General features: G+C 67.7%; 25 protein-coding genes. 12 read left to right on the forward strand and 13 right to left on the reverse strand.

Going from position 1 to position 24,851, the window contains the following annotated elements; genetic code table 11:
• Positions 1–38 precede the first annotated feature (38 nt).
• The 4 genes from IBX22_RS22740 to sdhC are packed head-to-tail and all read right to left on the reverse strand — an operon-like array spanning position 39 to position 3,430.
• On the reverse strand, positions 39–812 hold the full coding sequence (locus tag IBX22_RS22740; protein ID WP_194817512.1) for a succinate dehydrogenase iron-sulfur subunit: 774 nt from the start codon (positions 810–812) through the stop codon (positions 39–41).
• Complete coding sequence (gene sdhA / locus IBX22_RS22745) at positions 812–2,578, reverse strand: succinate dehydrogenase flavoprotein subunit (protein WP_194817513.1); 1,767 nt, start codon at positions 2,576–2,578, stop codon at positions 812–814. The genes IBX22_RS22740 and sdhA overlap by 1 nt, the downstream gene beginning before the upstream one ends.
• A gap of 17 nt (positions 2,579–2,595) precedes the next feature.
• Complete coding sequence (locus IBX22_RS22750) at positions 2,596–3,027, reverse strand: succinate dehydrogenase hydrophobic membrane anchor subunit (protein ID WP_194817514.1); 432 nt, start codon at positions 3,025–3,027, stop codon at positions 2,596–2,598.
• 1 nt (position 3,028) lies between these two features.
• Positions 3,029–3,430 carry a succinate dehydrogenase, cytochrome b556 subunit gene (gene sdhC, locus IBX22_RS22755; protein ID WP_194817515.1) on the reverse strand — a complete coding sequence of 134 codons (402 nt, stop codon included), beginning with the start codon at positions 3,428–3,430 and terminating at the stop codon, positions 3,029–3,031.
• Positions 3,431–3,722: 292 nt separating this feature from the next.
• Between sdhC and IBX22_RS22760 the strand changes: the two genes are divergently transcribed.
• From IBX22_RS22760 to IBX22_RS22775, 4 genes are all read left to right on the forward strand, one after another.
• The gene (locus tag IBX22_RS22760) at positions 3,723–4,124 is read left to right on the forward strand and encodes a cytidine deaminase (RefSeq protein WP_194817516.1); all 402 of its coding nucleotides are present in this window, start codon (positions 3,723–3,725) and stop codon (positions 4,122–4,124) included.
• A 96-nt stretch (positions 4,125–4,220) separates the two neighbouring features.
• The gene (locus tag IBX22_RS22765) at positions 4,221–5,510 is read left to right on the forward strand and encodes a thymidine phosphorylase (protein WP_194817517.1); all 1,290 of its coding nucleotides are present in this window, start codon (positions 4,221–4,223) and stop codon (positions 5,508–5,510) included.
• Positions 5,511–5,568: 58 nt separating this feature from the next.
• The gene (locus tag IBX22_RS22770; RefSeq protein ID WP_194817518.1) at positions 5,569–6,666 is read left to right on the forward strand and encodes an adenosine deaminase; all 1,098 of its coding nucleotides are present in this window, start codon (positions 5,569–5,571) and stop codon (positions 6,664–6,666) included.
• 89 nt (positions 6,667–6,755) lie between these two features.
• Positions 6,756–7,412 (forward strand): hypothetical protein, encoded by a 657-nt coding sequence (locus IBX22_RS22775; protein ID WP_194817519.1) that lies wholly within the window; start codon positions 6,756–6,758, stop codon positions 7,410–7,412.
• A 51-nt stretch (positions 7,413–7,463) separates the two neighbouring features.
• On the opposite strand, the gene IBX22_RS22780 is transcribed toward IBX22_RS22775, so the two are convergent.
• The 5 genes from IBX22_RS22780 to IBX22_RS22800 are packed head-to-tail and all read right to left on the reverse strand — an operon-like array spanning position 7,464 to position 10,896.
• A complete protein-coding gene (locus IBX22_RS22780) occupies positions 7,464–8,723 on the reverse strand; it encodes a primosomal protein (RefSeq protein WP_194817520.1) in 1,260 nt (419 codons plus the stop codon).
• A gap of 26 nt (positions 8,724–8,749) precedes the next feature.
• Positions 8,750–9,097 carry a YbaB/EbfC family nucleoid-associated protein gene (locus IBX22_RS22785; protein WP_194817521.1) on the reverse strand — a complete coding sequence of 116 codons (348 nt, stop codon included), beginning with the start codon at positions 9,095–9,097 and terminating at the stop codon, positions 8,750–8,752.
• A complete protein-coding gene (locus IBX22_RS22790; protein ID WP_194817522.1) occupies positions 9,094–9,438 on the reverse strand; it encodes a hypothetical protein in 345 nt (114 codons plus the stop codon). The genes IBX22_RS22785 and IBX22_RS22790 overlap by 4 nt, the downstream gene beginning before the upstream one ends.
• Complete coding sequence (locus tag IBX22_RS22795) at positions 9,435–10,571, reverse strand: C40 family peptidase (protein WP_194817523.1); 1,137 nt, start codon at positions 10,569–10,571, stop codon at positions 9,435–9,437. Before IBX22_RS22795 ends, IBX22_RS22790 begins: the two co-directional genes overlap by 4 nt.
• Positions 10,572–10,575: 4 nt before the next feature.
• A complete protein-coding gene (locus tag IBX22_RS22800) occupies positions 10,576–10,896 on the reverse strand; it encodes a hypothetical protein (protein ID WP_194817524.1) in 321 nt (106 codons plus the stop codon).
• Positions 10,897–11,018: 122 nt separating this feature from the next.
• Here IBX22_RS22800 and upp point away from each other — a divergent pair, with 122 nt between their 5' ends.
• Entirely contained in the window at positions 11,019–11,642 is a 624-nt protein-coding gene (gene upp, locus IBX22_RS22805; RefSeq protein ID WP_194817525.1) for a uracil phosphoribosyltransferase, read from the forward strand.
• A 21-nt stretch (positions 11,643–11,663) separates the two neighbouring features.
• On the opposite strand, the gene IBX22_RS22810 is transcribed toward upp, so the two are convergent.
• Entirely contained in the window at positions 11,664–13,157 is a 1,494-nt protein-coding gene (locus IBX22_RS22810) for a phospho-sugar mutase (protein ID WP_194817526.1), read from the reverse strand.
• Positions 13,158–13,937, reverse strand: coding sequence for a purine-nucleoside phosphorylase (locus IBX22_RS22815; RefSeq protein WP_194817527.1), 780 nt, complete (start codon positions 13,935–13,937; stop codon positions 13,158–13,160).
• 104 nt (positions 13,938–14,041) lie between these two features.
• Here IBX22_RS22815 and IBX22_RS22820 point away from each other — a divergent pair, with 104 nt between their 5' ends.
• The 3 genes from IBX22_RS22820 (at position 14,042) to IBX22_RS22830 (ending at position 17,346) form a co-directional block, all read left to right on the forward strand.
• On the forward strand, positions 14,042–14,746 hold the full coding sequence (locus IBX22_RS22820) for an enoyl-CoA hydratase-related protein (RefSeq protein WP_194817528.1): 705 nt from the start codon (positions 14,042–14,044) through the stop codon (positions 14,744–14,746).
• Positions 14,747–14,815: 69 nt separating this feature from the next.
• Positions 14,816–16,057 (forward strand): M20 family metallopeptidase, encoded by a 1,242-nt coding sequence (locus IBX22_RS22825; protein ID WP_194817529.1) that lies wholly within the window; start codon positions 14,816–14,818, stop codon positions 16,055–16,057.
• Complete coding sequence (locus IBX22_RS22830; protein WP_309234733.1) at positions 16,054–17,346, forward strand: M20 family metallopeptidase; 1,293 nt, start codon at positions 16,054–16,056, stop codon at positions 17,344–17,346. Before IBX22_RS22825 ends, IBX22_RS22830 begins: the two co-directional genes overlap by 4 nt.
• 69 nt (positions 17,347–17,415) lie before the next feature.
• On the opposite strand, the gene IBX22_RS22835 is transcribed toward IBX22_RS22830, so the two are convergent.
• Positions 17,416–17,892, reverse strand: coding sequence for a gamma-glutamylcyclotransferase (locus tag IBX22_RS22835; RefSeq protein WP_194817530.1), 477 nt, complete (start codon positions 17,890–17,892; stop codon positions 17,416–17,418).
• 218 nt (positions 17,893–18,110) lie between these two features.
• Between IBX22_RS22835 and IBX22_RS22840 the strand changes: the two genes are divergently transcribed.
• The 4 genes from IBX22_RS22840 (at position 18,111) to IBX22_RS22855 (ending at position 23,269) form a co-directional block, all read left to right on the forward strand.
• Entirely contained in the window at positions 18,111–19,514 is a 1,404-nt protein-coding gene (locus tag IBX22_RS22840) for an NAD(P)H-quinone dehydrogenase (RefSeq protein ID WP_194817531.1), read from the forward strand.
• Positions 19,515–19,734: 220 nt separating this feature from the next.
• Positions 19,735–20,766, forward strand: a complete 1,032-nt coding sequence (locus tag IBX22_RS22845) for a hypothetical protein (RefSeq protein ID WP_309234734.1) — start codon at positions 19,735–19,737, stop codon at positions 20,764–20,766.
• Positions 20,767–20,839: 73 nt separating this feature from the next.
• On the forward strand, positions 20,840–21,982 hold the full coding sequence (locus IBX22_RS22850; protein WP_228538921.1) for a hypothetical protein: 1,143 nt from the start codon (positions 20,840–20,842) through the stop codon (positions 21,980–21,982).
• 93 nt (positions 21,983–22,075) lie between these two features.
• Positions 22,076–23,269, forward strand: coding sequence for a PLP-dependent aminotransferase family protein (locus IBX22_RS22855; RefSeq protein WP_194817533.1), 1,194 nt, complete (start codon positions 22,076–22,078; stop codon positions 23,267–23,269).
• Here the strand turns inward: IBX22_RS22855 and glpK are convergent.
• A complete protein-coding gene (gene glpK / locus IBX22_RS22860) occupies positions 23,251–24,750 on the reverse strand; it encodes a glycerol kinase GlpK (protein ID WP_194817534.1) in 1,500 nt (499 codons plus the stop codon). The genes IBX22_RS22855 and glpK overlap by 19 nt on opposite strands.
• Positions 24,751–24,851 lie beyond the last annotated feature (101 nt).

Below are 24,851 nucleotides of genomic sequence, written 5' to 3' on the forward strand. Positions count from 1 at the left end.
TGCTTCCGGAGAAGCGGGCGGCCTTCGCTTTTGGAGATTTAGCGCGTGAAGAGCAGGGCACGCTTGACTTCCTGGATGGCCTTGGTGACCTCGATGCCGCGGGGGCAGGCGTCGGTGCAGTTGAAGGTGGTGCGGCAGCGCCATACGCCTTCGACGTCGTTGAGGATGTCGAGGCGTTCGCGGGCGCCTTCGTCGCGGCTGTCGAAGATGAAGCGGTGGGCGTTCACGATCGCGGCCGGGCCGAAGTAGCTGCCGTCGCTCCAGTACACGGGGCAGGAGGTGGTGCAGCAGGCGCACAGGATGCACTTGGTGGTGTCGTCGAACCGGGCGCGGTCGGCCTGGCTCTGGATGCGCTCGCGGGTGGGCTCGTTACCCGAGGTCATCAGGTAGGGCTTCACCGCGCGGAACGCGTCGAAGAACGGCTCCATGTTCACCACGAGGTCCTTCTCCACGGGCAGGCCGCGGATCGGCTCGACGGAGATGGTGAGCGGCTTGCCGTTCTTGGGCAGCATGTCCTTCATCAGGACCTTGCAGGCCAGCCGGTTCACACCGTTGATCCGCATGGCGTCCGAACCACACACGCCGTGGGCACAGGAGCGGCGGAAGGTGAGCGTGCCGTCCAGGTAGGACTTGATGTAGATCAGCACGTTCAGGAAACGGTCGGTCGACAGCACCGGCACCTGGAAGGACTCCCAGTGCGCGCCCTTGTCGTCCTCCGGGTTGAACCGGGCCACCTTGACGGTGACCATGACCGAGCCCTCGGGGACCGGAGCGGGCTTCTGCGTATCCGCCTTGTCGAGTGTGGCAGTCATCAGTACTTACGCTCCATCGGCTCGTAACGGGTCTGCACCACCGGCTTGTAATCCAGGCGGATATCGGAGATCAGATCCGGACCGGTCTTGTACGCCATGGTGTGGCGCATGTAGTTGGTGTCGTCGCGGTCCGGGTAGTCCTCGCGGGCGTGGCCGCCGCGCGATTCCTTGCGGTTGAGCGCGCCGACCACGGTGACCTCGGCCAGCTCCAGCAGGAAGCCCAGCTCCACGGCCTCGAGCAGGTCGCTGTTGTAGCGCTTGCCCTTGTCCTGCACCGTGATCCGCGTGTACCGCTCCTTGAGCGCGTGGATATCGGTCAGCGCCTGCTTGAGGGTGTCCTCGGTGCGGAACACGGCGGCGTTCATATCCATCGTGTACTGCAGTTCGGTGCGAATATCGGCGACCCGCTCGTTGCCGTGATCGGACAGGATCAGCGCCAGCCAGTCCTGCACCATCGCCGCCGGGTTCTCCGGCATCTCGACGAACTCGGTGCGCAGCGCGTACTCGGCGGCGGCGATACCCGCGCGCCGGCCGAACACGTTGATGTCGAGCAGCGAGTTGGTGCCGAGACGATTCGAGCCGTGCACCGAGACACAGGCGCATTCGCCGGCGGCGTACAGGCCGGGCACCACGTCGGTGTTGTTGCGCAGCACCTCGCCGCGGATGCGGGTCGGGATGCCGCCCATCACGTAGTGGCAGGTCGGCATGACCGGCACCAGCTCGTGCACCGGGTCCACACCCAGGTAGGTGCGGGCGAACTCGGTGATGTCGGGCAGCTTCTCCTCCAGCACGTCCTCGCCGAGGTGGGTCACGTCGATGTAGACGTAATCCTTGTTCGGTCCGGCGCCACGGCCTTCGAGCACCTCGAGCACCATCGAGCGGGCGACGATGTCACGCGGCGCGAGGTCCTTGATGGTGGGGGCGTAGCGCTCCATGAAGCGCTCACCGGAGGCGTTGCGCAGGATGCCGCCCTCGCCGCGGACAGCCTCGGAGATGAGGATGCCCAGACCCGCGAGGCCGGTCGGATGGAACTGGTGGAACTCCATGTCCTCCAAGGGCAGACCCTTGCGGAAGACGATGGCCATGCCGTCACCGGTGAGGGTGTGGGCATTGGAAGTGGTCTTGTACATGCGACCCGAACCGCCGGTGGCGAACACGATCGACTTCGCGTGGAAGACGTGGATGTCGCCGGTGGCCAGCTCGTAGGCGACCACACCGGTGGCCACGGGGCCGCGGTCGGAGTCGGTCATGACCAGGTCGAGCACGTAGAACTCGTTGAAGAACTCCACGTCGTGCTTGACGCAGTTCTGGTACAGCGTCTGCAGAATCATGTGGCCGGTGCGGTCGGCGGCGTAACACGCGCGGCGGACCGGCGCCTTACCGTGATCGCGGGTGTGGCCACCGAAACGACGCTGGTCGATCTTGCCTTCGGGGGTCCGGTTGAACGGCAGACCCATCTTCTCCAGGTCCATCACCGCGTCGATGGCCTCCTTGGCCATGATCTCCGCGGCATCCTGGTCGACGAGGTAATCGCCACCCTTGACGGTGTCGAAGGTGTGCCATTCCCAGTTGTCTTCTTCGACGTTCGCCAGCGCGGCGCACATGCCGCCCTGGGCCGCGCCGGTGTGGCTGCGGGTCGGGTACAGCTTGGTCAGAACAGCCGTCCGGGCACGCGGGCCTGCTTCGATCGCCGCGCGCATGCCGGCGCCACCGGCACCGACGATCACGACGTCGTAGCGATGCTCCTGAATGCGGGAATCACTCATTGCGAGTTCGCCTGTTCCTAACTGATGTTGGGGTCGAAGGTGAAGATGACATAGGTGCCGACACCCATGACCAGGATCATGGAGACAGCCAGCGCGGCCTTCAGCCAGAAGCGGGTGGAGTCTTTGCGCGAGTAATCGTCGATGACGGTGCGCAGGCCGTTGCCGCCGTGCAGCTGGGCCAGCCACAGCATGGTGAGGTCCCAGATCTGCCAGAACGGGGAGGACCAGCGGCCCGCCACGAAGGCGAAGTTCAGGCGCTTCACGCCGCCGTCGAGCAGCAGCATGATCGTCATGTGGCCGAGCACGAGGAAGATCAGCAGCACACCGGAGAAGCGCATGAACAGCCACGCGTACTTCTCGAAGTTGTTGTTGGAGCGGGCGCGCGGCGAGCGCGGCAGGTCCAGGCTCGCGGGGCGGTCGTAGGACTTCCCGATAACAGGTGCCGACATATCAGTGCTCCGTGAACAGGTAGAAGAACATGCGGCCGATAGCGGGGATGGCCAGCAGGGCCACCAGCGTGAGGATGACCCAGAGCATCACCGTCTGGTACTTCGGGCCCTTGGACCAGAAGTCGACCAGGATGACGCGAACGCCGTTGAGGGCGTGGAACAGCACGCAGACCACGAGGCCCATCTCCATCAGGGCGACGATGGGGGTCTTGTAGGTCTCGATGGCCTGGTCGTAGGTATCGGGGCTGACCCGGACCAGTGCGGTGTCCAAGACGTGCACGAAGAGGAAGAAGAAGATGGTGACACCGGTGATCCGGTGCAGCGCCCAGGACCACATACCCGGGTCGCCTCGATACAGCGTGAACTTCCGCTTCGGCGGGGCCGGAGCTTCTATCGTGGTCATAGAGTGCGGTGCCTCCAACGTCGTTGATGGACCCGGTAACAGGCCCTGTTTCCGACTGCGGGAGGGGGCTAATGCCCAGGTGGGCGCGCTTTGTTCCTGAAGCGCTGGCCCGCCGCCGGGAACCTGAACCGATCTGTTGTGGACTCTAATCCCCTACTAATGCCGGAACTAATTCGGCGTGCCGTGCGTTGCGCTACATTGAGGCGACTTAGGTTTACCTCATTCAATGCGTAAAGGGGTGCGCCGCAGCCCTCTCGCGGCCGCGCCCGGCTCGGCGAACGGAGGGTTTCCGATGCCGGAAATCGACTGGAATGTCCTGCGTGACAACGCAATTCAAGTCATGCGAAATGCCTATGCGCCGTACTCGCGGTTTCCGGTCGGGGCCGCAGCTCTCAGCTCCGATGGTCGAATTGTGAGCGGGTGCAATGTGGAGAATGTCTCATACGGATTGGGCCTCTGCGCCGAATGTGTACTCATCGGTAACCTCCATTCCGGCGGTGGGGGACGCCTACTCGCGGTCTCCGTCACCGATTCCCGCGGCGAAATCCTGATGCCCTGCGGCCGCTGCCGTCAGCTGCTCTACGAACACGGCGGACCCGACCTTCTGGTCGACCACAGAGCCGGGGCCAAGCCGCTGCGCGAGCTACTGCCCGACGCCTTCGGCCCAGACGACCTGGACGCCGGGCAGCTCTAGGCTCAGCAGTTCGCTCCGAACGAATGATGCAGCGAGGCTATCGGAGGGCACCGGCAAGGACCAGTGCCCGCGGGTGTCCCGTGCGAGACTGGCCGGATGACGGCGGTGGATGCGGTTTCGATCATTACGGCCAAGCGGGATGGCGGGGAACTCTCGGATGCCCAAATCGATTGGGTGATCGATCGATTCACCAAAGGCGAAGTCGCCGACGAGCAGATGAGCGCGTTGGCGATGGCGATCGTGTGGCGGGGGATGACGCGGCGGGAGACGGCGCGGTGGACGGCCGCGATGATCGCCTCCGGCAGCCGGATGGATTTCACCGATCTGCCGCGGCCGACCGTGGACAAGCATTCGACCGGCGGGGTGGGGGACAAGATCACGTTGCCGTTGGCGCCGCTGGTGGCGGCGTGCGGGGCCGCGGTGCCGCAGCTGTCCGGGCGGGGGCTCGGGCACACCGGCGGGACGCTGGACAAGCTGGAGTCGATTCCGGGATGGCGGGCCGATGTCTCGGTCGAGCGGATGCGGGAGATGCTGGCGGACCCGGAGATCGGTGCGGTGGTGTGCGCGGCCGGGGCGGATCTGGCTCCGGCCGACAAGCGGCTGTACGCGTTACGGGACGTCACCGGGACAGTCGAGTCCATTCCACTGATCGCCAGTTCGATCATGAGCAAGAAGATCGCCGAAGGCACCGCGGCACTGGTGCTCGACGTGAAGGTCGGAACCGGCGCCTTCATGAAGTCCCTGGCGGACGCGCGCGAATTGGCTACGGCCATGGTCGAACTGGGCACTGATTCCGGTGTCCGGACCGTGGCGTTGCTGACCTCGATGGATACCCCGCTCGGCCGCACCGCGGGCAACGCGCTCGAGGTCGCCGAATCGGTGGAGGTGCTCGCGGGCGGTGGTCCCGCCGACATCGTCGAGCTGACCATCGCGCTGGCCCGGGAAATGGTGGCGCTCGCGGGCCTGGATGTCGATCCCGCGGCTGCCCTCGCGGACGGCCGCGCGATGGACCACTGGCGTGCGATGGTCAAGGCCCAGGGCGGCGACCCCGATGCGGCGCTGCCCAGGGCGCGGCACACCGAGGTCGTGCGCGCCGATCGTGACGGCGTGCTCACCCGCCTCGACGCCATGGGCGTCGGCATCGCCGCGTGGCGGCTGGGCGCGGGCCGGGCGCGCCAGGGCGACCCGGTGCAATTCGGCGCGGGCATCGAAATGCACGCCAAGCCCGGCGATTCCGTTACCGCGGGCCAACCTCTGCTCACGCTGCACAGCGATACCCCGGAAGCATTCGCGGGCGCGCAGTCCGCCTTGACGGCCGCGATCGACATCGGCGACCTGGACCAGAAGACCGCGCCGCCGGTACTTCTGGACCGGATCGCCCGATGATGTGATCACCCACACGAACCGGGGTGCCGGAAGGGGCGGCGAGCGCTAGCGTGTGTACATGACAGGACCGATGCCTTTGACGCTTGCCTCGATCCGCCAAGCTCCCAAGGCGCTGTTGCACGATCACCTCGACGGTGGTCTGCGGCCCGCGACCGTGCTGGAGCTCGCCGCCGATTGCGGTTACGACCAACTACCCGCCAATGATGCCGTCACCCTGGGCAATTGGTTCCGGGACGCCGCCGACAGCGGTTCGCTGGAACGGTATCTGGAAACCTTCGACCACACCGTCGCGGTCATGCAGACCCCCGAGGGGCTGCGCCGCGTCGCCAGCGAATGCGCGCAGGACCTCGCCGCGGACGGTGTCGTCTACGCCGAGGTGCGCTTCGCCCCCGAACAGCACCTGGAACGTGGCCTCTCCCTGGACGAGGTGGTCGAGCACACCCTCGCCGGTTTCCGGGAGGGCGAGAAGCTCGCGGCCGCCGACGGGCACCCGATCGTGGTGACCTGCCTGCTCACCGCCATGCGGCATGCGGCGCGCTCACGCGAGATCGCCGAGCTCACGGTGCGGTGGCGCGATCGGGGTGTCGGCGGTTTCGATATCGCCGGCGCGGAAGCCGGTTATCCGCCCAGCCGGCACCTGGACGCCTTCGAATACATGCGGGCCAACAGCGCGAACTTCACCATCCACGCCGGTGAGGCGTTCGGCCTGCCGTCGATCCACGAGGCGCTGGCCTTCTGCGGTTGCGACCGCCTGGGCCACGGTGTGCGGATCACCGATGACATCAAGGTGCCCGGAGCCATCGAGGACGCACAGCTCGGCCTGGTCGCGAACTATGTCCGCAACAAGCGGATCCCGCTGGAGCTGTGTCCGTCGTCCAACGTGCAGACCGGCGCGGTGCCGTCCCTGGACAAGCACCCGTTCGACCTGCTCGCCCGGCTGCGGTTCCGCGTCACCGTCAACACCGACAACCGCCTGATGAGCGACACCAGCATGAGCCAGGAGATGCTGAAGCTGGTGCAGACCTTCGGTTACGGCTGGTCGGATCTGGAGCGCTTCACCATCAACGCGATGAAGTCGGCGTTCATCCCGTTCCCGGAACGTCTGCGCATCATCGACGACATCATCAAGCCCGGTTACGCGGTGCTGCTCGGTTAACGCCGCCGGGCCGCGGGAAGATTCTTCGCTGCGCTCGGACGACAACCCCTGTCATCCTGAGCGAAGCGAAGGATCTAGCGTGGGTGAACATGACGGCATTGCAGATTTCACGTCGCTTCAACGGGCCGCCCGGCTCCGGAAACGGCGGTTACGTGGGCGGACTGCTGGCGGAGCAACACCCCGACGCCGCAGTGACTGTGATGCTGCGGAACAAGCCTCCGCTGGAGACACCGCTGCAACTAAGTGACGGCAAGCTCTTCGACGGGGCGACGCTGATCGCCGAATCTCGCCCCGGTGCGTTCGAACGCGATGTGCCGCAAGCGGTTCCATACGGAACGGCCGAGGCAGCATCCAGCTCGTATCAGGCCAACGAGATGTTCGCGTCCTGCTTCGTCTGCGGCAGCGCCCGCACCGATGGGCTGCGGATCGAAGCCGGACCAGTATCGGAGGGACTGGTCGCCGCCCCCTGGTCACCCGACGACACCCTGCCCATCGACACCCCCCTGCTGTGGGCCGCCATGGACTGCCCCGGCGGCTGGTCACTGGACGCCATGTTCGAACGCCCCGCACTCCTCGGCTCGATGACCGCAACCGTCTTCGACCTCCCCGCAGTCGGCGAGAAATGCGTCGTCATCGGCCAGAACCACGGCGACCAGGGCCGCAAGTCCTACGCCTCCACCGCCATCTACGGCTCTGACCACCGCCTACTCGGCCGCGCCGAACAGATCTGGATCCGCCTCCGCTGACGCGAAAGAGCCCGGCCCCTGGATATGGGGCCGGGCTCCTCGAACGATCTGCTACTTCTGCGGGTCGAGCCGCGACTCGAAATTGCGCTCGAGTTCGCGCCACGCCTTGGATTCCGCGTCGAACGGCGGGTTCGGCGCCATCCGGGTCGGATCCGGGTTGAGCAGGTAGGACACATACCAGCCCAGCGGGGTGGACACCGCCAGCGCCTGCTCGACCGCGTCGTCCTCGGCGTAATCGGAAGCGTCGGTGAACAATTCCACTGCCAGTTCGAGCTGCTCGAAGTCGACCGCGCCCGGGCCCTCGCCCAGATCCTCGGTCAGACCGGGCAGCACGTAGACGTTCTCGTCGGTCACCTCGACCTCGAGCGAACCGTCCACCGCCGCGGTCTGCACATCGGTGTAGGTGCTCACCCGGGACAGGTCGTGCTCGTGATCGTCGGCCAGGTAGCGGGCCAGGGCCCGCTCGCTACCGAACACCGAGATGGTGCCGTCCTTGCCGAGGAAGATCGGTTCGTCGTCGAGATAGCAGCGCAGCGTGAAGTAGGTGCTCTCGGAGGTGATGATCTTGACCGGGTCGATGCCGACCTCGTGCCAGAACGAGTCGTCCTCGTCTTCTTCCTCGTCCTCGTCGTCCTTGGTCAGGTCGACGGTTTCGAACTCTTCTTCCTCTTCGCTGTCGGCTACGTCGTCGGCGTCGACGACGTTCTCCTCGGCAGCGAGCAGTTCCGCCTCGGCGACCGCCACGGCCGCCTTGTCGACCTCGGGGACCGAGACGACCGAGTCGACGGCGTCGAGGACGTTGTCCCAATCCTTGACGATGGCGGCGCCGATCTGGTCCCAGATCTCCTCGCCCTCGCGGTCGGCGAAGAAGCTCGCACCGGCGGCCAGCGCGCCGAGCGCCGGATGCGAGCCGAAGAACTTGGTGACGACTTCCAGCTCGCACACCTCACCGATGTTGCGCACCATCGACAGGGTGTCCTCGAGCTCGGCGACGGTGTCCATATCGGGATCACCGGCCGCCAGCTCCGGCACCGCGACCAGATCGTAGGAGTGCGTATCCTCGGGCTCCAGTTCGGCCGCCGACAGACCGGCGACGACCTTCCACGCGGGATGGTCGACGAGGTCGTTGTCGGAGTCGGTCCGGATGAACGCGGCCAGCTCCGCGACCGACTCGAAACCATAGAGCGAATCCTCGTGTCCGAGGAACGCCTCCCACTCGTCGTCACCGTCTCGCCAGCGCGGTGCCCACAGTGTGACGAGATCGCCGTCGGTCAGGCCGAGCTCGATCGGGACGATGTCTCCAGAAGCCATGAGCGGAAGCCTAACGACTCGCCGCGTCAGGCACTATCTCGACCGCCCCCAACGGACCCCGGAGTGGCCTCCGCGGCGGGTGCGAACGACTCGTTCAGTGCGGCAATGACGTTCGAGCGCTGCCCGCCGGCGTCCTCCGCTGCCTGCCGGCAGGCCCACACGATCAGCTGGCTGACGTCGGCCGGCGCCATCGAAGTGACCGCCTCCGACAGCTTCAGCCCGGTCAGCGCGCCGTCGCTGTCCACCTCGACGCTGACCGCGCCGTCCTCGGTGGTGAAGGCCCCGCGCACCTGCTTGAGGCCGTACAGCGCGGCCTCGAGGGCCTCCAGCTTCGCCGTCGCGTTGGCGACCAGCGCGTCCATCTCGGCACTCATACCGGCCTCATCCAGCTCGTAGGACCCGTGTCCTCGTCGTCCATCCGGTCCAGTTCGTCGACCGCCTGCTGCCGGGTGGGCAAGCCGAGCTTGTCCAGCACCTCGGGGGACATGCCCGTCTCGGCCAGCACCTCGCGGCGGCGGGCCCGGGCGGCGATCGCGGAGCGCTTCGTCAGGCGCAGGATCTCGGCCGCGAGAGCCTGTGCGCCGTAACGGTATTCGCTGCGCTCGAACTTGATCTCGACCGGCATGCCCTGGTCGGTGGCGCGCACCGCGATGGTGCCGGACCGATTCTGGCTGGCCGCCACGGTGACGTTCGGGATCTCCTGCGGCTGGCTCATTCGGTAGGCCTATAGAAGCCGTAGAACTCCATACCTATGTTCTCCGTTCGGATGGAACTGACCGAGACCGGATCGCCGGCCTCGACGAGTTGCCCGTTGCCGACCACCATGGCGACGTGGCCGTCCCACACGGCCAGGTCGCCGGGCTGCAGGTCACCGGGCGAGATCTGCTGTTTTCCGATGTGCTGTTCCTGGGCCAGGCGCGGCAGTTCCACGCCGGCCTCGCTGTAGGCCCACTTCGTCAGGCCCGAGCAGTCGATGCCGTTCTTCGGGTCGTTGCCGCCCCATACGTACGGCGTGCCGACGGCGGACAGGGCCGAGGTGACCGCCTTGGCGGCCTTCTCGTTCGGCGCCTCCACCACGCTGCCGTCCGGCAGAGTGATTTTCACGCCGCCATTCTCTGTCTTCTCGGTCTTGACCTCGCCGGTGTTCTGCTTGGCGGTCGAGGTGTTCGAGCTGCTCGGGGTCGAGGTCGCGGTCTTGCTCGTCGAGCCCTTGGTGGCGCTGGTCAGCAAGGACGTGCCGGTGCTCAGCGCGGTGTTGGCCAGGCCGCCGGTGCCGCTGGTCAAGCTGTCCAGTGCGGACTTGGCGGTGGAGAGCAGGTTGGTGTTGGTGGACGCGGGCGTGGTGGACGGTGCCGGCGTCAGCTCCTTCATGCTCGCGGTCGAGGTATTCAGCTCGGTCTGCGTCTTGTTGACCACGCCGATGCCCTGATTGAGGTGATCGATCGCCGTGCTCACCAGCGCCGTCACACCGACCGGGGTGGTGAGGGTGGGCAGCAGGCTGGTCGCGTTGCTGACGAAGGATTGGACGACGGTGTCGAGTTCCTTCTGACCGGTCTCGACCTGTGCGGCGGCCTGATTGACGACCGTGGCCATCTCGGTCAGCAGGTCCGAAGTCTGGGCGGAGGAGGTCTGCACCCGCAGCGCCTTCGCGGTGGCGGAGTCGGCGGTGGCGCCGTCCAGCGCGGTGTTCAGCTGGTTGATGCTGTTCTTGCCCAGCAGATGCAGCTGCTCGAGGGCGGAGGACGCCGAGGTCAGCGAGTCGGACGGGCCGCCGGACGGGATCACGCCGGAGCCGAAACTGCTCAGCAGGTTGATCAGTGGCTGGGCCAGCAGATTGATGTCGATCACCGGATCACCCGTCCAGGTCGGCGGACTTGAATCCGGCCGCGGCGCTCAGGTCCTGCTCGGTGATCGCGGCGGCCGCGGTCCCCGTGGCCAGGCCCATACTCGACAGCACCGCCGAAAGCTGTGCGATGGTGGCGACCTGCCCGGCATGCGCCGCGGCATAGGCGGCCATGAAATCACCGCCGATCAACCCCATGATCGGACCGAGGAGCGCCGGGTTCCCGCCGGCCGCGCTCGCGGCCGCGGCGGTCATCTCGGTGGCCATCACCTCGGCGGTCGCGCTGTAGGTGGCGATGCCCTCGGCGTCGGCCGAAAAGTTCTTAGCCATTTAGTGCTTCCCCCATCCGTTTCTTCCCAGGCAGAGTACGTCATCCACTTAGTTCGACGCGCGGCCTTGTGAATCGGTTCCAGCTGGTCGAAAAAAACTTTCTACGACCTTATCGTTTCGGCATGCGTACGCACACCGTGGAGCACCCACTTGCCGCCGCCTTGCTGACCACCATGCGCGACGCGCGGACCCCGAACGCGGCCTTCCGTGCCGCCCTGCGTGATCTGACCCGGGTACTGATCTACGAGGCGCTGCGGGAGGCCCCGGTCACCACTTTCGAGATCTCCACCCCGGTGGCGTTCACCGAGGGTGTGCGGCTGGCGCAACCGCCGCTGCTGGTACCGGTGCTGCGGGCCGGGCTGGGCATGATCGACGCGGCCGTGGAGATGATCCCCGATGCCCGGGTCGGTTTCGTCGGCATCGCCCGGGACGAGGACACCCATCAGCCGGTCCCGTACATGCAGTCGCTGCCCGAGGACCTGGCGGGCCTGCCGGTCTATGTGCTCGATCCGATGCTGGCCACCGGCGGCTCGATGCGGCACACCCTGGAGCTGCTCGTCGCGCGCGGCGCCACCGACATCACCGCGGTCTGTGTCGTCGCCGCTCCGGAAGGCGTTGCCACGCTGGCAGATTCGGGCCTGCCGGTGCGGTTGGTCACCGCCGTGGTCGACGCGGGGTTGAACGAGAACGCCTACATCGTCCCGGGCCTGGGTGACGCGGGCGACCGCCAATTCGGCCCCCGCTGAGCGGATACCGATCGCTCCGGATCACGAATTCCGAGTGAATTCTCGCAGTCGTGAGAGGTGTTCCGCGGCGGCGGCTTTCGCCGCGCCGAGGGCGGCGCGCTCCGGGACGGGCTCGACGACTTCCAGGTAGTACTTCAGCTTCGGCTCCGTGCCGGACGGCCGGACCACGATCCGGAAGGTAGTGCCTTCGAAAACCAGTGCGTCGGTGTGCATTCGGCCCCGAGCCTGGAGCAGATCGGTGTATTTCACCGGCTCGCCCGCGATTTCGCTGGGTGGGTCGGTGCGCAGCCGACCCACTACGGCGGCGGCAGCGGTCACATCGGGCAGGCGCAAGGACACCTGTGCGCCCGCGTGCAGGCCGAATTCCAGTGCGTAGTCGTCGAGTTCGTCCTGGAGCGTGCGGCCACGGGCCTTCAGGCGCGCGACCAGGTCGGCGGTGACCACGGCGGCGGAAATACCGTCCTTGTCGCGCACCGCGGACGGATCGACGCAGTGCCCGATCGCTTCCTCGTAGGCATAGGCGAGGCGGTCGCCGGCGCGGGCCAGCCATTTGAAGCCGGTCAGGGTTTCGGCGTAGCGGGCGCCGCGGGCGGGCGCGAGCTTGGACAACAGCCGCGAGGAGACAATTGTCGTGGCCACCAACGAGTCCGGAGCCGCCGTGCCCAGCACGCAATCGGCAAGCAGCACACCGGTTTCGTCTCCGCGCAGCATCCGCCACCCCGCAGGCCCGCGGATCCCGACAGCGCACCGGTCGGCATCCGGGTCGAGCGCGATCGCCACCTCGGCATCGACCTTTTCGGCCAGCGCGAGCAGCAGGTCGGTGGCGCCGGGCTCCTCCGGGTTCGGGAACGCGACCGTCGGGAAGTCCGGGTCCGGTTCGAACTGCTCGGCCACCACGTGCACATCGGTGAAGCCCGCTGCCGCAAGCGCTTGCACCGCGATCGCGCCGCCGACGCCGTGCAGCGCGGTCAGGGCGATGCGGATATCGGCGCGGGCTCCGGTCCCGCCGATCAGCTCGCGCAGCCGCCCCACTCGATTCAGGTAGCGCCGCACCAGATCGTCGTCGGCGGGAACCACGGGCAGCCGTTCGATGGGTTCGGCGACGGCCTCGATACAGCGTTCGATCTCGGCGTCGGCGGGCGCGATCAACTGCGAACCACCGTCGAGGTACACCTTGTACCCGTTGTCGGCGGGCGGATTGTGCGACGCGGTGATCTGCACCCCGCACACCGCGCCCAGCTCACGGACCGCGTAGGCGACCACCGGCGTGGGCACCGGTTCCGGCAGCAGCAGCACCGGAAAACCCGCCGCCGCAAAGATTTCCGCGGTCGCGGTGGCGAATTCGGCGGAGCCGTGCCGGGCGTCGCGCCCCACCACTACCGTGCCGCCGCCCAGGCAGCGCCCGCGCAACCACACGCACAGTCCCGCGGTCGCCCGCGACACCGTCTCCACGTTCATGCCGTCCGGGCCGTCCTGCAGCGGACCGCGCAGACCGGCCGTGCCGAACCGCAGCATCTACAGCCGCTCCAGCACGCCACGCATCAGTTTGCCCAGGCGCGGTGCGGCGGCCTGTCCTTCGGCCAGCACCTCGGCATGGGACAGATGCGCGCCGGAGATGCCCGCGGCCAGATTGGTGACCAGCGAGATGCCCAGCACCCGTGCGCCCAGCGCCCGGCAGGCGATGGCTTCCAGCACCGTCGACATACCGACCAGATCCGCGCCCATGGTGCGCAGCATCCGGATCTCGGCCGGGGTCTCGTACTGCGGACCGGTCAGCCCCGCGTAGACGCCGTCGGTCAGGCTGGGATCGACTTCACGTGCCAGCGCCCGCAATTCGGGATCCCACGCGTCGACCAGATCGACGAAGGTGGCCCCGGCCAACGGCGTGCGCCCGGTGAGGTTGAGGTGATCGCTGATCAATACCGGCTCACCGACATCGAGGCCAGCGCGGATTCCGCCCGCGGCATTGGTGAGCAGCACGATCTCCGCGCCCGCCGCGATCGCGGCCGCCACCGGATGCACCACCTCGGCGGGTTGATAGCCCTCGTACAAATGCTGACGTCCCATCAGCAGCAGCACGGACTTGTCATGCATGGGCACCGAATGCACCATCCCGACATGGCCTTGCGCGCTGGGTGTTCCGAACCCGGGCAGCTCCGGCATCGGCACCGACGCGGTGGGCGTGCCGATTTCCGCGGCCGCCTCCTGCCAGCCCGATCCGAGCACCACCGCGACCCGGTGGCGGTGGACTCCAGTACGTTCGGCGATCGCCTGAGCGGCCTCTTCGGCAAGCATGAAAGTCACGATAGTCGGGTCGCATCACCCGTGCCCGCCCCCACTTCCGAAAAACTTGCTACCCACGAGTAGGGGAGCGCCGCGAGCCGGGATAGTCTGCACGCATGCCGTACCTGGAACGTGAAGGTGATGTGTTCGTCCTGTACCTCGGAACCGAGGGCCAGACAGACAACGAGAACCGCTTCCACCCGGACTGGATCGATCAGGTGCACGCCCTGCTCGACGAGGTCGAGGCGTCGGAGGGGCCCGCCGCACTGGTCACCACCGCGACCGGCAAGTTCTTCAGCAACGGCCTCGACACCGACTGGCTGTTCGGCAATCTGGACCAGATGCACTGGTACCTGGACCGCGTGCACTCGATCTACACCCGGCTGCTGACCTTCCCGATGCCGACCGTCGCCGCGCTCAACGGCCACGCCTTCGGTGCGGGCGCGATGCTGGCCACCTCCTGCGACTTCCGCGTCATGCGCGCCGATCGCGGTTTCTGGTGCCTGCCCGAGGTGAACCTGGGCATGCCTTTCACCATCGGCATGAACGCGCTGCTGACCGAGCGCCTGACCAACCAGGTGTGTGTGCTGGCCATGACCACCGGCCACCGTTTCGCGGCCGACCAGGCCATCGCCGCGGGCATCGTGGACGACAAAGCCGATGCCGAAGCGTTGCTGAGCACCGCCATCGCGCGTGCCGCGGCACTGTCCGGCAACCGCAAGCCGAACCTGCCGGTCATCAAGCGGGCGCTGCACGCCCAGGCTCTCGACGGCCTCGCGGTCAAGACCACCCCGGAGAACCTGGCGTTCGCCGCCGGATAACTCACTGCCGGACCCGGGCACGGGCCGCTACCCGTGCCCGATTTGCACACCAGTGCGACACTGTGTTCCATGCCATCACCGCGCAGCGGTCATCATGAGTCGCCCGGCGAGCTCGACGCCGGGCGTATTCCGGTGGATGGCACTCGATCGGATGTCGCGATCAAGGCGGCCGCGAGCCGACTGATCGATCTCTCACACAGCATTCACGCCGAACCCGAGCTGGCGTTCGAAGAGCACCGCAGCGCCGCCAAGACCATCGAGCCATTGGCCGAACGCGGTTTCCACATCGAAACCGGTGTCGCCGATCTGCCCACCGCCTTCCGCGCCAGTTACGGCAGCGGCGAGCTGACGGTGGCGCTCTGCGCCGAATACGACGCGCTCCCCGGCATGGGACATGCCTGCGGGCACAACATCATTGCCGCCGCCTCGGTGGGCGCGGCCCTCGGTCTCGCGGAGCTCGCGGACGATCTGGGCCTCACCATTCTGGTGCTCGGCACCCCGGCCGAGGAGAGTGGCGGCGGCAAGGTCCTGATGCTCGATCGGGGCGTCTTCGACGATGTCGCGATGGCGATGATGGTGCACCCCGGGCCCCGGGATATCGCGGGCGCGCACTCGCTGGCGCTGGCCGATATCGAGGTGGTGTTCCACGGCGTGGAAGCGCATGCCAGCGCCGCCCCCGAACTGGGCCGCAACGCCGGTGACGCGGTCACCGTCGCGCAGGTTGCGATTGGTTTGCTGCGTCAACATATCCGGCCGGGCCAGCAACTTCACGGTATAGTCGGCAACGGTGGCATAGCCCCGAACATCGTGCCCGGACGTGCGGAACTGCTGTATTACCTACGCGCAGGTGACTCCGCATCCCTCGAAGAACTGATGCGACGCAGCTCGGATTGTTTCGAGGCGGGCGCCCTCGCGACCGGCTGCACCCACGAAATCCGGACGCTCGCACCGACATATACCGAGCTGACGCCTGATCCGGCACTACTGTGTGCCTATCGCGAGCAGATCGCCGACCTGGGACGGGTGCCGATCGCACCGGAACTCGAGGCGCAGCGACCGCTCGGCAGCACGGATATGGGCAATGTCACCAACGTCATTCCGGGCATCCACCCGGTTATCGGCATCGAGGCCGATGGGGCGGTGACGCATCAGCCCGGTTTCGCCGCGGCGAGCATCAATGCCTCGGCGGATCGCGCCGTTCTCGACGGTGCGATCGCGCTCGCGCGTACCGCTGTGGCGATAGCTCGCGATGACGTACAGAGAGACAGGTTGTTGCAACGGCTGGTTCAACGACAGGAGGAGTTTCGGTGAGTAGTACCGGCGGGTCGAGCCCGGTGACGGGGACCGCGGCAGGTCACGAGGCCATGGTGGCCGGCGTGGATGCCGCGGAGGCGTTCCTACGCACGCCGAAGGGGCCGCGCGCCGTCATCGACACCGTGGCCGCCGGCCGCGCCGCCGTGGACGCCTGGCTGGCCGAGCACGCGTTCGACCTGGTCGGGTGGCGCCGCCACATTCACGCCAACCCGGAACTGTCGCGCACCGAGTTCGGCACCACCGAGTTCGTTTCCTCCTGGCTGACCAAGGCCGGGCTCAATCCGCAGAAGATGCCCGGCGGCACCGGCCTGATCTGTGACATCGGCCCGGCCGACGGGCCGCGCATCGGCCTGCGCGCCGATATGGACGCGCTCCCGTTGCAGGAGTTCACCGGTCTGTCCTTCGCCTCCACCGTGCCGGGTGTCTCGCATGCCTGCGGGCACGACGCGCACACCACCATCCTGCTCGGCACCGCGCTCGCGCTCTCGGAGATGAATCTGCCGGTCGGCGTGCGGTTCGTCTTCCAGCCCGCCGAGGAGGTCATGCCGGGCGGCGCGATCGACATGGTCGCCGCCGGCGCGATGGAGGGCGTGGACCGGATCTTCGCGGTGCACTGCGACCCGCGTCTGGAAGTGGGCCGGGTCGGCATCCGGGTCGGCGCGATCACCTCCGCCGCCGACACCGTGGAGCTGGTGCTGGATTCGCCGGGCGGGCACACCTCGCGCCCGCACCTGACCAGCGATCTGGTCTACGCGATCGGCACCGTCATCACCGGCCTGCCAGGTCTGCTCAGCCGCCGCATCGACCCGCGCACCAGCACCGTGATGGTGTGGGGTGCGGTCTCGGCGGGCAAGGCGCCCAACGCGATTCCGCAGACCGGCATGCTCACCGGCACGGTCCGCACCGGCGATCACGCGACCTGGTCGCTGCTGGAGCCGATGGTGCACGAGATCGTCGACGGCCTGCTCGCGCCGACGGGCGTGCGGTACCAGCTGAACTACCGGCGCGGCGTGCCGCCGGTGGTCAACGACGAGCAGTCCACCCGGATGTTCGAGTCCGCGATCCGTGCCCTGGGCCCGGACGCGCTGGCCGACACCATGCAGTCCGGCGGCGGCGAGGACTTCTCCTGGTACCTGGAGGAGGTGCCGGGTGCGATGGCGCGCCTGGGCGTCTGGTCCGGTCGGGGCGAGCAACTGGATCTGCACCAGCCGACTTTCGACATCGATGAGCGAGCTCTGTCGGTCGGCGTGCGGGTATTGAGCAACATCATCCTCCAAGCCGGCTAGATCCCCTTGACACGGCGAAGGCCGCCTTCCTGATCCAGGAGGGCGGCCTTCGGTGGTTTTCGGAGTTGTCTACCCGAAGGTGCCGGGGCCGACGTTCTTGCTGTTGCGGGTGCGCAGGGAGTGCACGTAATCCTCGGGGGCGCCGGCCTTCTCGGCTGCGTCGGCGATCACCCCGAGGTAGCGGGCCGAGGGCAGGCCGCCCTCGTAGGCGTCCAGGACGTACAACCAAGCCAGGGTGGTTTCAGCGGTGTTGTTGGGATTGCGGGTGACTCGCAGACGGATCTTCTTGTGGATCCCGAAATCGGAACCCTCCCAGCGATCGAGACTCTGCTCGTCTTCCGGGGACACGTCGTAGAGCACCACGAATACCCGGGATCCCGGGTCCTCGACGACCGTGGCCAGCGGCCCTTCCCAGCCGATATCGTCGCCGGCAAAGGTGAGCCGCCAGCCCTCCAACCAGCCCGTTCCGGACATGGGGGAGTGCGGACAGCGCTCGAGCATCTGGGACGAGTCCATGTTCGACCCGTAAGCGGCGTAGATCGGCACGTAGCAAAGGGTAGCCAATAATGGACCCTTACCGCCCGTATCCGGCCCAGACTGTGTTTTTTCCCGCGCGGGGCGCGGCGTGGCGGCGGCCTGTCGGGGGTCCGGGGGCCGTCCCCCGGGAGCGAGCTCGGGGTCTATAAGGTTGCCGGGCGCTCGCCGGATAACGTGGTAGGGGTCAGCACCGGAGATCCCGGTCGACTGCTCGAGCGGAGGAACCCATGACCCGCATTGCCATCATCGGTGGCGGCCCTGCCGGTTACGAGGCGGCGCTGGTGGCCTCGGCGCACGGGGCGTCGGTAACGGTGATCGACTGTGACGGCATCGGTGGCGCGTGCGTGCTCTGGGACTGTGTGCCCTCCAAGACTTTCATCGCCTCCACCGGCGTGCGCACCTCGCTGCGCCGCGCCAAGGATCTGGGCATCACGCTGGACCCGGAGCAGGCCACCGTGGACATGCCCGAGGTGAACGCGCGCGTGAAGGCGCTGGCGCTGGCCCAGTCCGCCGATATCCGCTCGAAGTTGCAGGCCGCCGGGGTGTCGGTGCTGCAGGGCAGCGGTGAGATCCTGGATGCCGGTGGGCCGCTGGCCGCGCACCGGGTGCTGGCCAAGCTCGCCACCGGCACCGAGCAGATCATCGAAGCCGAAGTGGTGCTCATCGCCACCGGCGCCAGCCCGCGCGTGCTGCCCGGCGCCGAACCCGACGGCGAGCGCATCCTGAACTGGCGTCAGCTCTACGACCTGCAGGAGCTGCCCGAGACGCTGGTGGTAGTCGGGTCCGGTGTCACCGGTGCGGAATTCGTCTCGGCGTACACCGAGATGGGCGTGCAGGTGAAGCTGGTTTCCAGCCGCGACCGGGTGCTGCCCGGCGAGGACGCCGACGCGGCGCTGGTGCTGGAGGACGCGCTCGCCGAGCGTGGCGTCGAGTTGGTCAAGCACGCGCGCGCCGACGCCGTGGAGCGCACGGCCGACGGCATCGTGGTGAAGCTGTCGGACGGGCGCACGGTCACCGGTTCGCACGCGCTGATGACGGTCGGTTCGACCCCCAACACCGAGGGCCTGGGCATCGAGCGCGTCGGCATCGAGCTCGACCGCGGCGGTTACCTTCGCGTGGACCGGGTTTCGCGTACCACGGTGCCCGGCATCTACGCCGCCGGCGACTGCACCGGTCTGCTGCCGCTGGCCTCGGTGGCCGCCATGCAGGGCCGTATCGCGATGTACCACGCGCTCGGTGAGGGCGTGGTGCCGATTCGGCTGAAAACCGTTGCCTCCGCGGTGTTCACTCGCCCGGAGATCGCCACCGTCGGCGTCAGCCAGACCGCCATCGACAACGGCGAGGTCCCGGCGCGCACGGTGATGCTGCCGCTGAACACCAACCCGCGGGCCAAGATGTCCGGACTGCGCAGGGGTTTCGTCAAGATCTTCTGCCGCCCCGCGACCGGTGTGGTCATCGGCGGCGTGGTGGTCGCGCCCATCGCCTCGGAGCTGATCCTGCCGATCGCCCTTGCGGTGCAGAACAATCTGACCGTCAACGACCTGGCCCAGACCTTCTCGGTATACCCCTCGCTGAGCGGTTCGGTCACCGAGGCGGCACGCCAGCTGATGCGCCACGACGACCTGGATTAACACTCTCTTGAGGTGACCCGCGGCACTTTACCCAGTGTGCTTGGCGCTGCGGGGATTTCGTCGCGTTGCCTATACCACGATCTTATGGTTGACTCCCCGCAGAGATGCGATCGGCGGGCGGTCGCGTGGTTGCTGTTGCGGGGGAGCAAGTCCTTTCACCACAGGAACGGCGTACGGCCCACGGGTCGTCGGGGATCGTGTGCGAAAGGGATTGCGAAAAGTGAAACACCGTAAGCCGAACGGGGCGCAGCGGGCGGTGGCGGGCACTTCGATGCCGCTGGCGGCTGCCGCTGTCGTGGCCACTCTTCTCGCGGCGCCGGCCGGGGCTGTTCCGAACGAACCGACCACCCCCACCACGCCCGCACCCGCCCCGGCCCAGCCGGGCACCACCGAGCCCACCCCGGAGACCACCGCTCCCGAGCCGGGCGCGCCCACCGAGGAACAGCAGCCGAGCAAGCCGACTCCGAGTCAGCCGGGCATCACCACCCCGGATCCCGATGAGGTGAAGCCGGATCCGAAGAAGGATCCGAAGCTGGCCGCCCCGACCCAGCCGGGTGTCACCACCCCGCGCGTCGCCCCGCTGCCGGTGCCGGGCCAGAAGGCCGAGGACCTGCCGGCCGTCGCCGTCGATCCGGCCGACCCGAACGCGCCGAAGCCAGCCGAGCCGGGCACGCCCGCGCAGCCGGGCACCGTTCAGCCCAAGCCGCAGTCGAATGTCCCCGCGGTGCAGCCGGATTCGCCGGAGAATCTGGTGCAGGAGCCGCCGCGCTGGCAGGCTCCGCGACTACAGGCCGCGCCCGCCGCGCCCGTCGTCGAGATGGAGGGCCCGCGCACCGAGGTCGGAGCCAACGTCGACGGTGGCGCACTGCTGCCCGGTTTCGTGGCCAACACCCACCATTTCAACAACCAGGCCGGCTACGTCGGCACCATCGGCTACCGCACCCCCACCGGTGCCGGTGAAGCCGGTGTCGCGGTGGAGTACCTGGACGCCAACAGCATCAAGATCACCAGCTACACCGGTGGCGAGGGCCTGGCCGACAACAAGAACTCCTTCGTCCTGGACACCACCCAGGCCAACGCCGCCAAGGCCGCGGTCGAGCAGTGGATCGCGGCACAGCCGGGCGGAGCCGCTGCCCTCGAGGCCGCCGCGCGCGTTACACTGCCGTCGATTATCCCGGCGGGCGACGTGACGCCACAGACGGTGAACGTCGGCGGTGTCACCACTCAGTGGGGTGGTTCGGTCCAGTACTGAACCGAGCTGTTTCAACGGGTGGGGCGGTCGTTCGCGACCGCCCCACACGTGTGTCCCGGGGAAAGGATTGGTTGTGGGCTCCGAGGGTGAAAAGGACAACGAGTCCGGCCAGTCCCGGTCGGAATTCGGGCCTCCGCTAGGGGGACGGCCGCCGGTGGATGACTTCGGTCCGCCGGTGGATGACTTCGGTCCTCCGGTAGGCGATTTCGGCGCGCCCGTCAACGACTTCGGTGCGCCGGTCAACGATTTCGGCCCGCCCGTCGAGGAGTTCGGCGGTCCGCCGCTGGATCAGACCGGTCCGCGCTGGACCGTGCAGCCCGCGCCCGATCAGCCGGATCTGGGGTGGCGACCGGCGAGTGAGACGTCCACGCCCCCGTCCACGCCGACCTATCGGGCGCCGGAGACGCCGGCGCACCCGCAGCCGCAGGCGCCCGCCGACTTCGGTCCGGAGGTCGGCGCCGAGCCGTCCTCGGCTGCCACGACCCGCTACCAGACGCCGGCGGCGGCCACGCCGGTCGCGCCGTCTGCCGAACGCGAGCAGTGGTGGACCACCCCGGCCACCGAGTACAACCTCGACGACGACGATGAACCCGCCACCTCGTCCCGCGCCTCCGGCATGTCCTGGGCCGACGACCCCATCGCCCAGCGCCTGGCTCCCGGCGCTCCGGTGGCCAAGCCGCCCGCTTCGAGCTCCAAGGGCCGCTGGATCGCCCTCGGTCTCGCGGGCGCGCTCGCGGTGGTGATCGGGCTGGTAGCCACCATCATCGCGCTCAACCGCAACCCCGGCGGCGCCGACGACGGCAAGGTGACGGCCGCCCCGCCGCCCACCACCACGGCCGCGCTGAGCTGCCCGGCCAGCACCGACGGCAAGGTGACCGTGGGCAACGGCGCGGGCAACACCACCAGCGGGCCGGGCGCCATCCTCGGCTTCCAGTACGCCTTCTACGTGGAACGCAGCGGCGAGAAGGTGCGCGGTTTCGTGGCGCCGGACGCGGAGAACATCTCCACCGCCGACATCATCCAGAAGGCGATCAACGAGCAGATCCCGTTCGGCACCACGCACTGCCTGCGCATCACCGAGGTGCATCCGGACGCCTTCGATGTGGATCTGACCGAGCACCGTCCGGACGGCACGACCACGGTCTACCGCCAGACCGTCATCACGGCCAACCGCGACGGCAAGATCCTCTGGTTCGCGATCAAGGAACGCCCCTGAGTAGTCTCATATACTGAGAAAGCCATTTCACATCCTGGTCAGATTATGCGACTCTGGTGACGCTGATACCGGCGTCACCAGGGAGGTTCTCGCATGCCACCGACCACTCCAGCCTTGGCGGAAAAACTTGGCGGCCTCCAGAGTTCGGTAATCCGGGATCTGTTGAAGCTGACCGCCCGCGCCGAAGTGATCAGCCTGGCCGGCGGCTTGCCCGACGCGGACCTGATGCCCCGCGAACGCATCGCCGAAGCGGCCGAGAACGCCCTCGCCGGCTCGGCTTGCCTGCAGTACACCGAATCTCCGGGCTGGGGTCCGCTGCGCGCGGTGCTCGCCGAGCGCGAATCTGCCCGGCTGGGCCGCCCTGTCGGCAGCGACGAGGTCTTCGTGACCCACGGTTCCCAGCAGGCCTTGTCGCTGCTGGCCGAGGTCCTGCTCGATCCCGGCGCCCTGGTCGTCGTCGAAGACCCCGCCTATGTCGGTGCACTGCAAGTCTTCCGGGCCGCGGGCGCTCGAATCATCGCCCTGCCCATGGATTCCGAGGGTATGCGCGTCGATCTGCTGGCCGAGTTGCTCGCGTCCGGCGAACGGCCCACTGCCGTCCACACGGTCAGCAACTTCCACAACCCCGGCGGTGTCACCATGAGCTCCGCTCGCCGCCGCGCCCTCGCCGAACTCGCTGACGCGCACGGCTTCTGGGTCATCGAAGACGACCCCTACGGTGAACTCTGGTTCGATCGCCCCGCCCCGGAGCCCGTCGCGACTTACTCCCGCAACGTGATCCGCCTATCCAGCTCCTCGAAGATCATCGCCCCCACCTTGCGCACCGGCTGGATGATCGCTCCGCCCAACGTCTTCCGCGGCGTCGAACTCCTGAAGCAGGGCGCGGACCTCTGCGGCTCGGCCCTCACCCAGCAGATCGCCGCCGACCTGCTGTCCGACGAATCCTGGCTGGCCGCCCATATCGCCACTGTCTGCAATGCCTACGGCACCCGCGCCAAAGCTCTGGTGCACGCCCTGCGAGATCGCTTCGGCGACCGCCTCGTCTGCACCGACGCCACCGGCGGCATGTTCGTCTGGGCCGACTTCACCGACGGCACCGACGCCGAATCCCTACTGCCGCATGCCCTCGACGCCGGCGTCGCCTACGTTCCGGGCTACGCCTTCGCGGCGACCACCGGCCACCAGAATTCGATGCGCCTCTGCTTCACCAACTCCGACCCGGCAACCCTGGCGGTGGCCGTGGACCGGCTGGCCGGGGCCGTCGACGGTCAGTCGACCCAGTTGTAGGTGCGCTCGACGGCCTTGTTCCATTCCTTCAGGCGCTCTTCCCGATCCGCTTCGGGCATGGCCGGTTCCCAGGTCTTGTCGGCGGCCCAGTTCGCGCGGATGTCATCGGTGTTCGCCCAGAATTCCACCGCGAGGCCCGCGGCGTAGGCGGCCCCCAGCGCGGTGGTTTCCTTGACCACCGGGCGGACCACCGGGACGTCGAGGATGTCGGACTGGAACTGCATCAGCAGGTCGTTGTCGGTCATGCCGCCGTCGACCTTGAGGGTGGTGAGTTCCAGATCCAGCTGCTCGGATTCGGCGTCGGCGCGCATCGCGTCGACCACCTCGCGGGTTTGGAAAGCGGTCGATTCCAGGATGGCGCGGGCCAGGTGGGCCTTGTTGACGAACCGGGTGAGCCCGGCGATGATGCCGCGGGCATCCGGGCGCCAGCGCGGGGCGAACAGGCCGGAGAACGCGGGGACGAAGTAGGCGCCGCCGTTGTCCTCGACGCTGCGCGCGAGCGGTTCGATGTCGTCGGCGGAGGAGATGATGCCGAGGTTGTCGCGGAACCACTGGACCAGCGAGCCGGTGACCGCGATGGAGCCCTCCAGGGCGTAGACCGCGGGCTGGTCACCGAGCTGGTAGCAGACGGTGGTGAGCAGGCCGTGCTTGCTGACGATCGGGGTGGTGCCGGTGTTCAGGAGCATGAAATTGCCGGTGCCATAGGTGTTCTTGGCTTCGCCGGGGGATAGGCAGGCCTGGCCGAAGGTGGCGGCCTGCTGGTCGCCGAGGATGCCCGCGACCGGAACGCCTTGCAGCGCACCGGATTCGATATCGCCGTAGACCTCGGAGGAACTGCGAATCTCGGGCAGCATGGCTTCCGGGACGCCGAATTCCGCGCAGATCTCCGAATCCCATTGCAGCGTACGAAGATCCATCAGCATGGTGCGGGAAGCATTGGTAACGTCGGTGATATGCAGGCCGGTGAGGTGCCACAGCACCCAGCTGTCCATGGTGCCGAAGCACAGTTCGCCCGCCTCGGCGCGTTCCTTCGCGCCCTCGACGTGGTCGAGGATCCAGCGCAGCTTCGGCCCGGCGAAGTAGGTGGACAGCGGCAGGCCGGTGCGCTCGGCGTAGCGGGTGGGACCCGCGTCGCCGCCGAGCTCGGTGACGAGCTTGCCGGTGCGGGTGTCCTGCCAGACGATGGCGTTGTGGATCGGCTTACCGGTGGCCCGCTCCCACACCACGGTGGTCTCGCGCTGGTTGGTCACGCCGACGGCGGCGATGTCGCCGGCGGTCAGGTCGTGCTTCTTCAGCACCTCGCCGATGACGTGCTCGGTGTTGCGCCAGACCTCCTCCGGGTCGTGTTCGACCCAGCCGGCGCGCGGAAAGATCTGCTCGTGCTCCTTCTGGGCCACCCCGACGACGCGGCCCTGCCGGTCGAAGACGATGCACCTGCACGAAGTCGTGCCCTGATCGATGGCGGCCACATAGCGACGCATTGGTGCAGGTTACTAAACGTTCCGGAGTCCGCGCGTCAAGATCGTGGCGACACGGGTTCCTCGCATAGCCTGTAGCCGGAGCTCGATCTTGCGCAGTGGAC

The organism is Nocardia sp. XZ_19_385 (assembly GCF_015355755.1).
In the GTDB taxonomy this organism is placed as follows: Bacteria; Actinomycetota; Actinomycetes; order Mycobacteriales; family Mycobacteriaceae; genus Nocardia.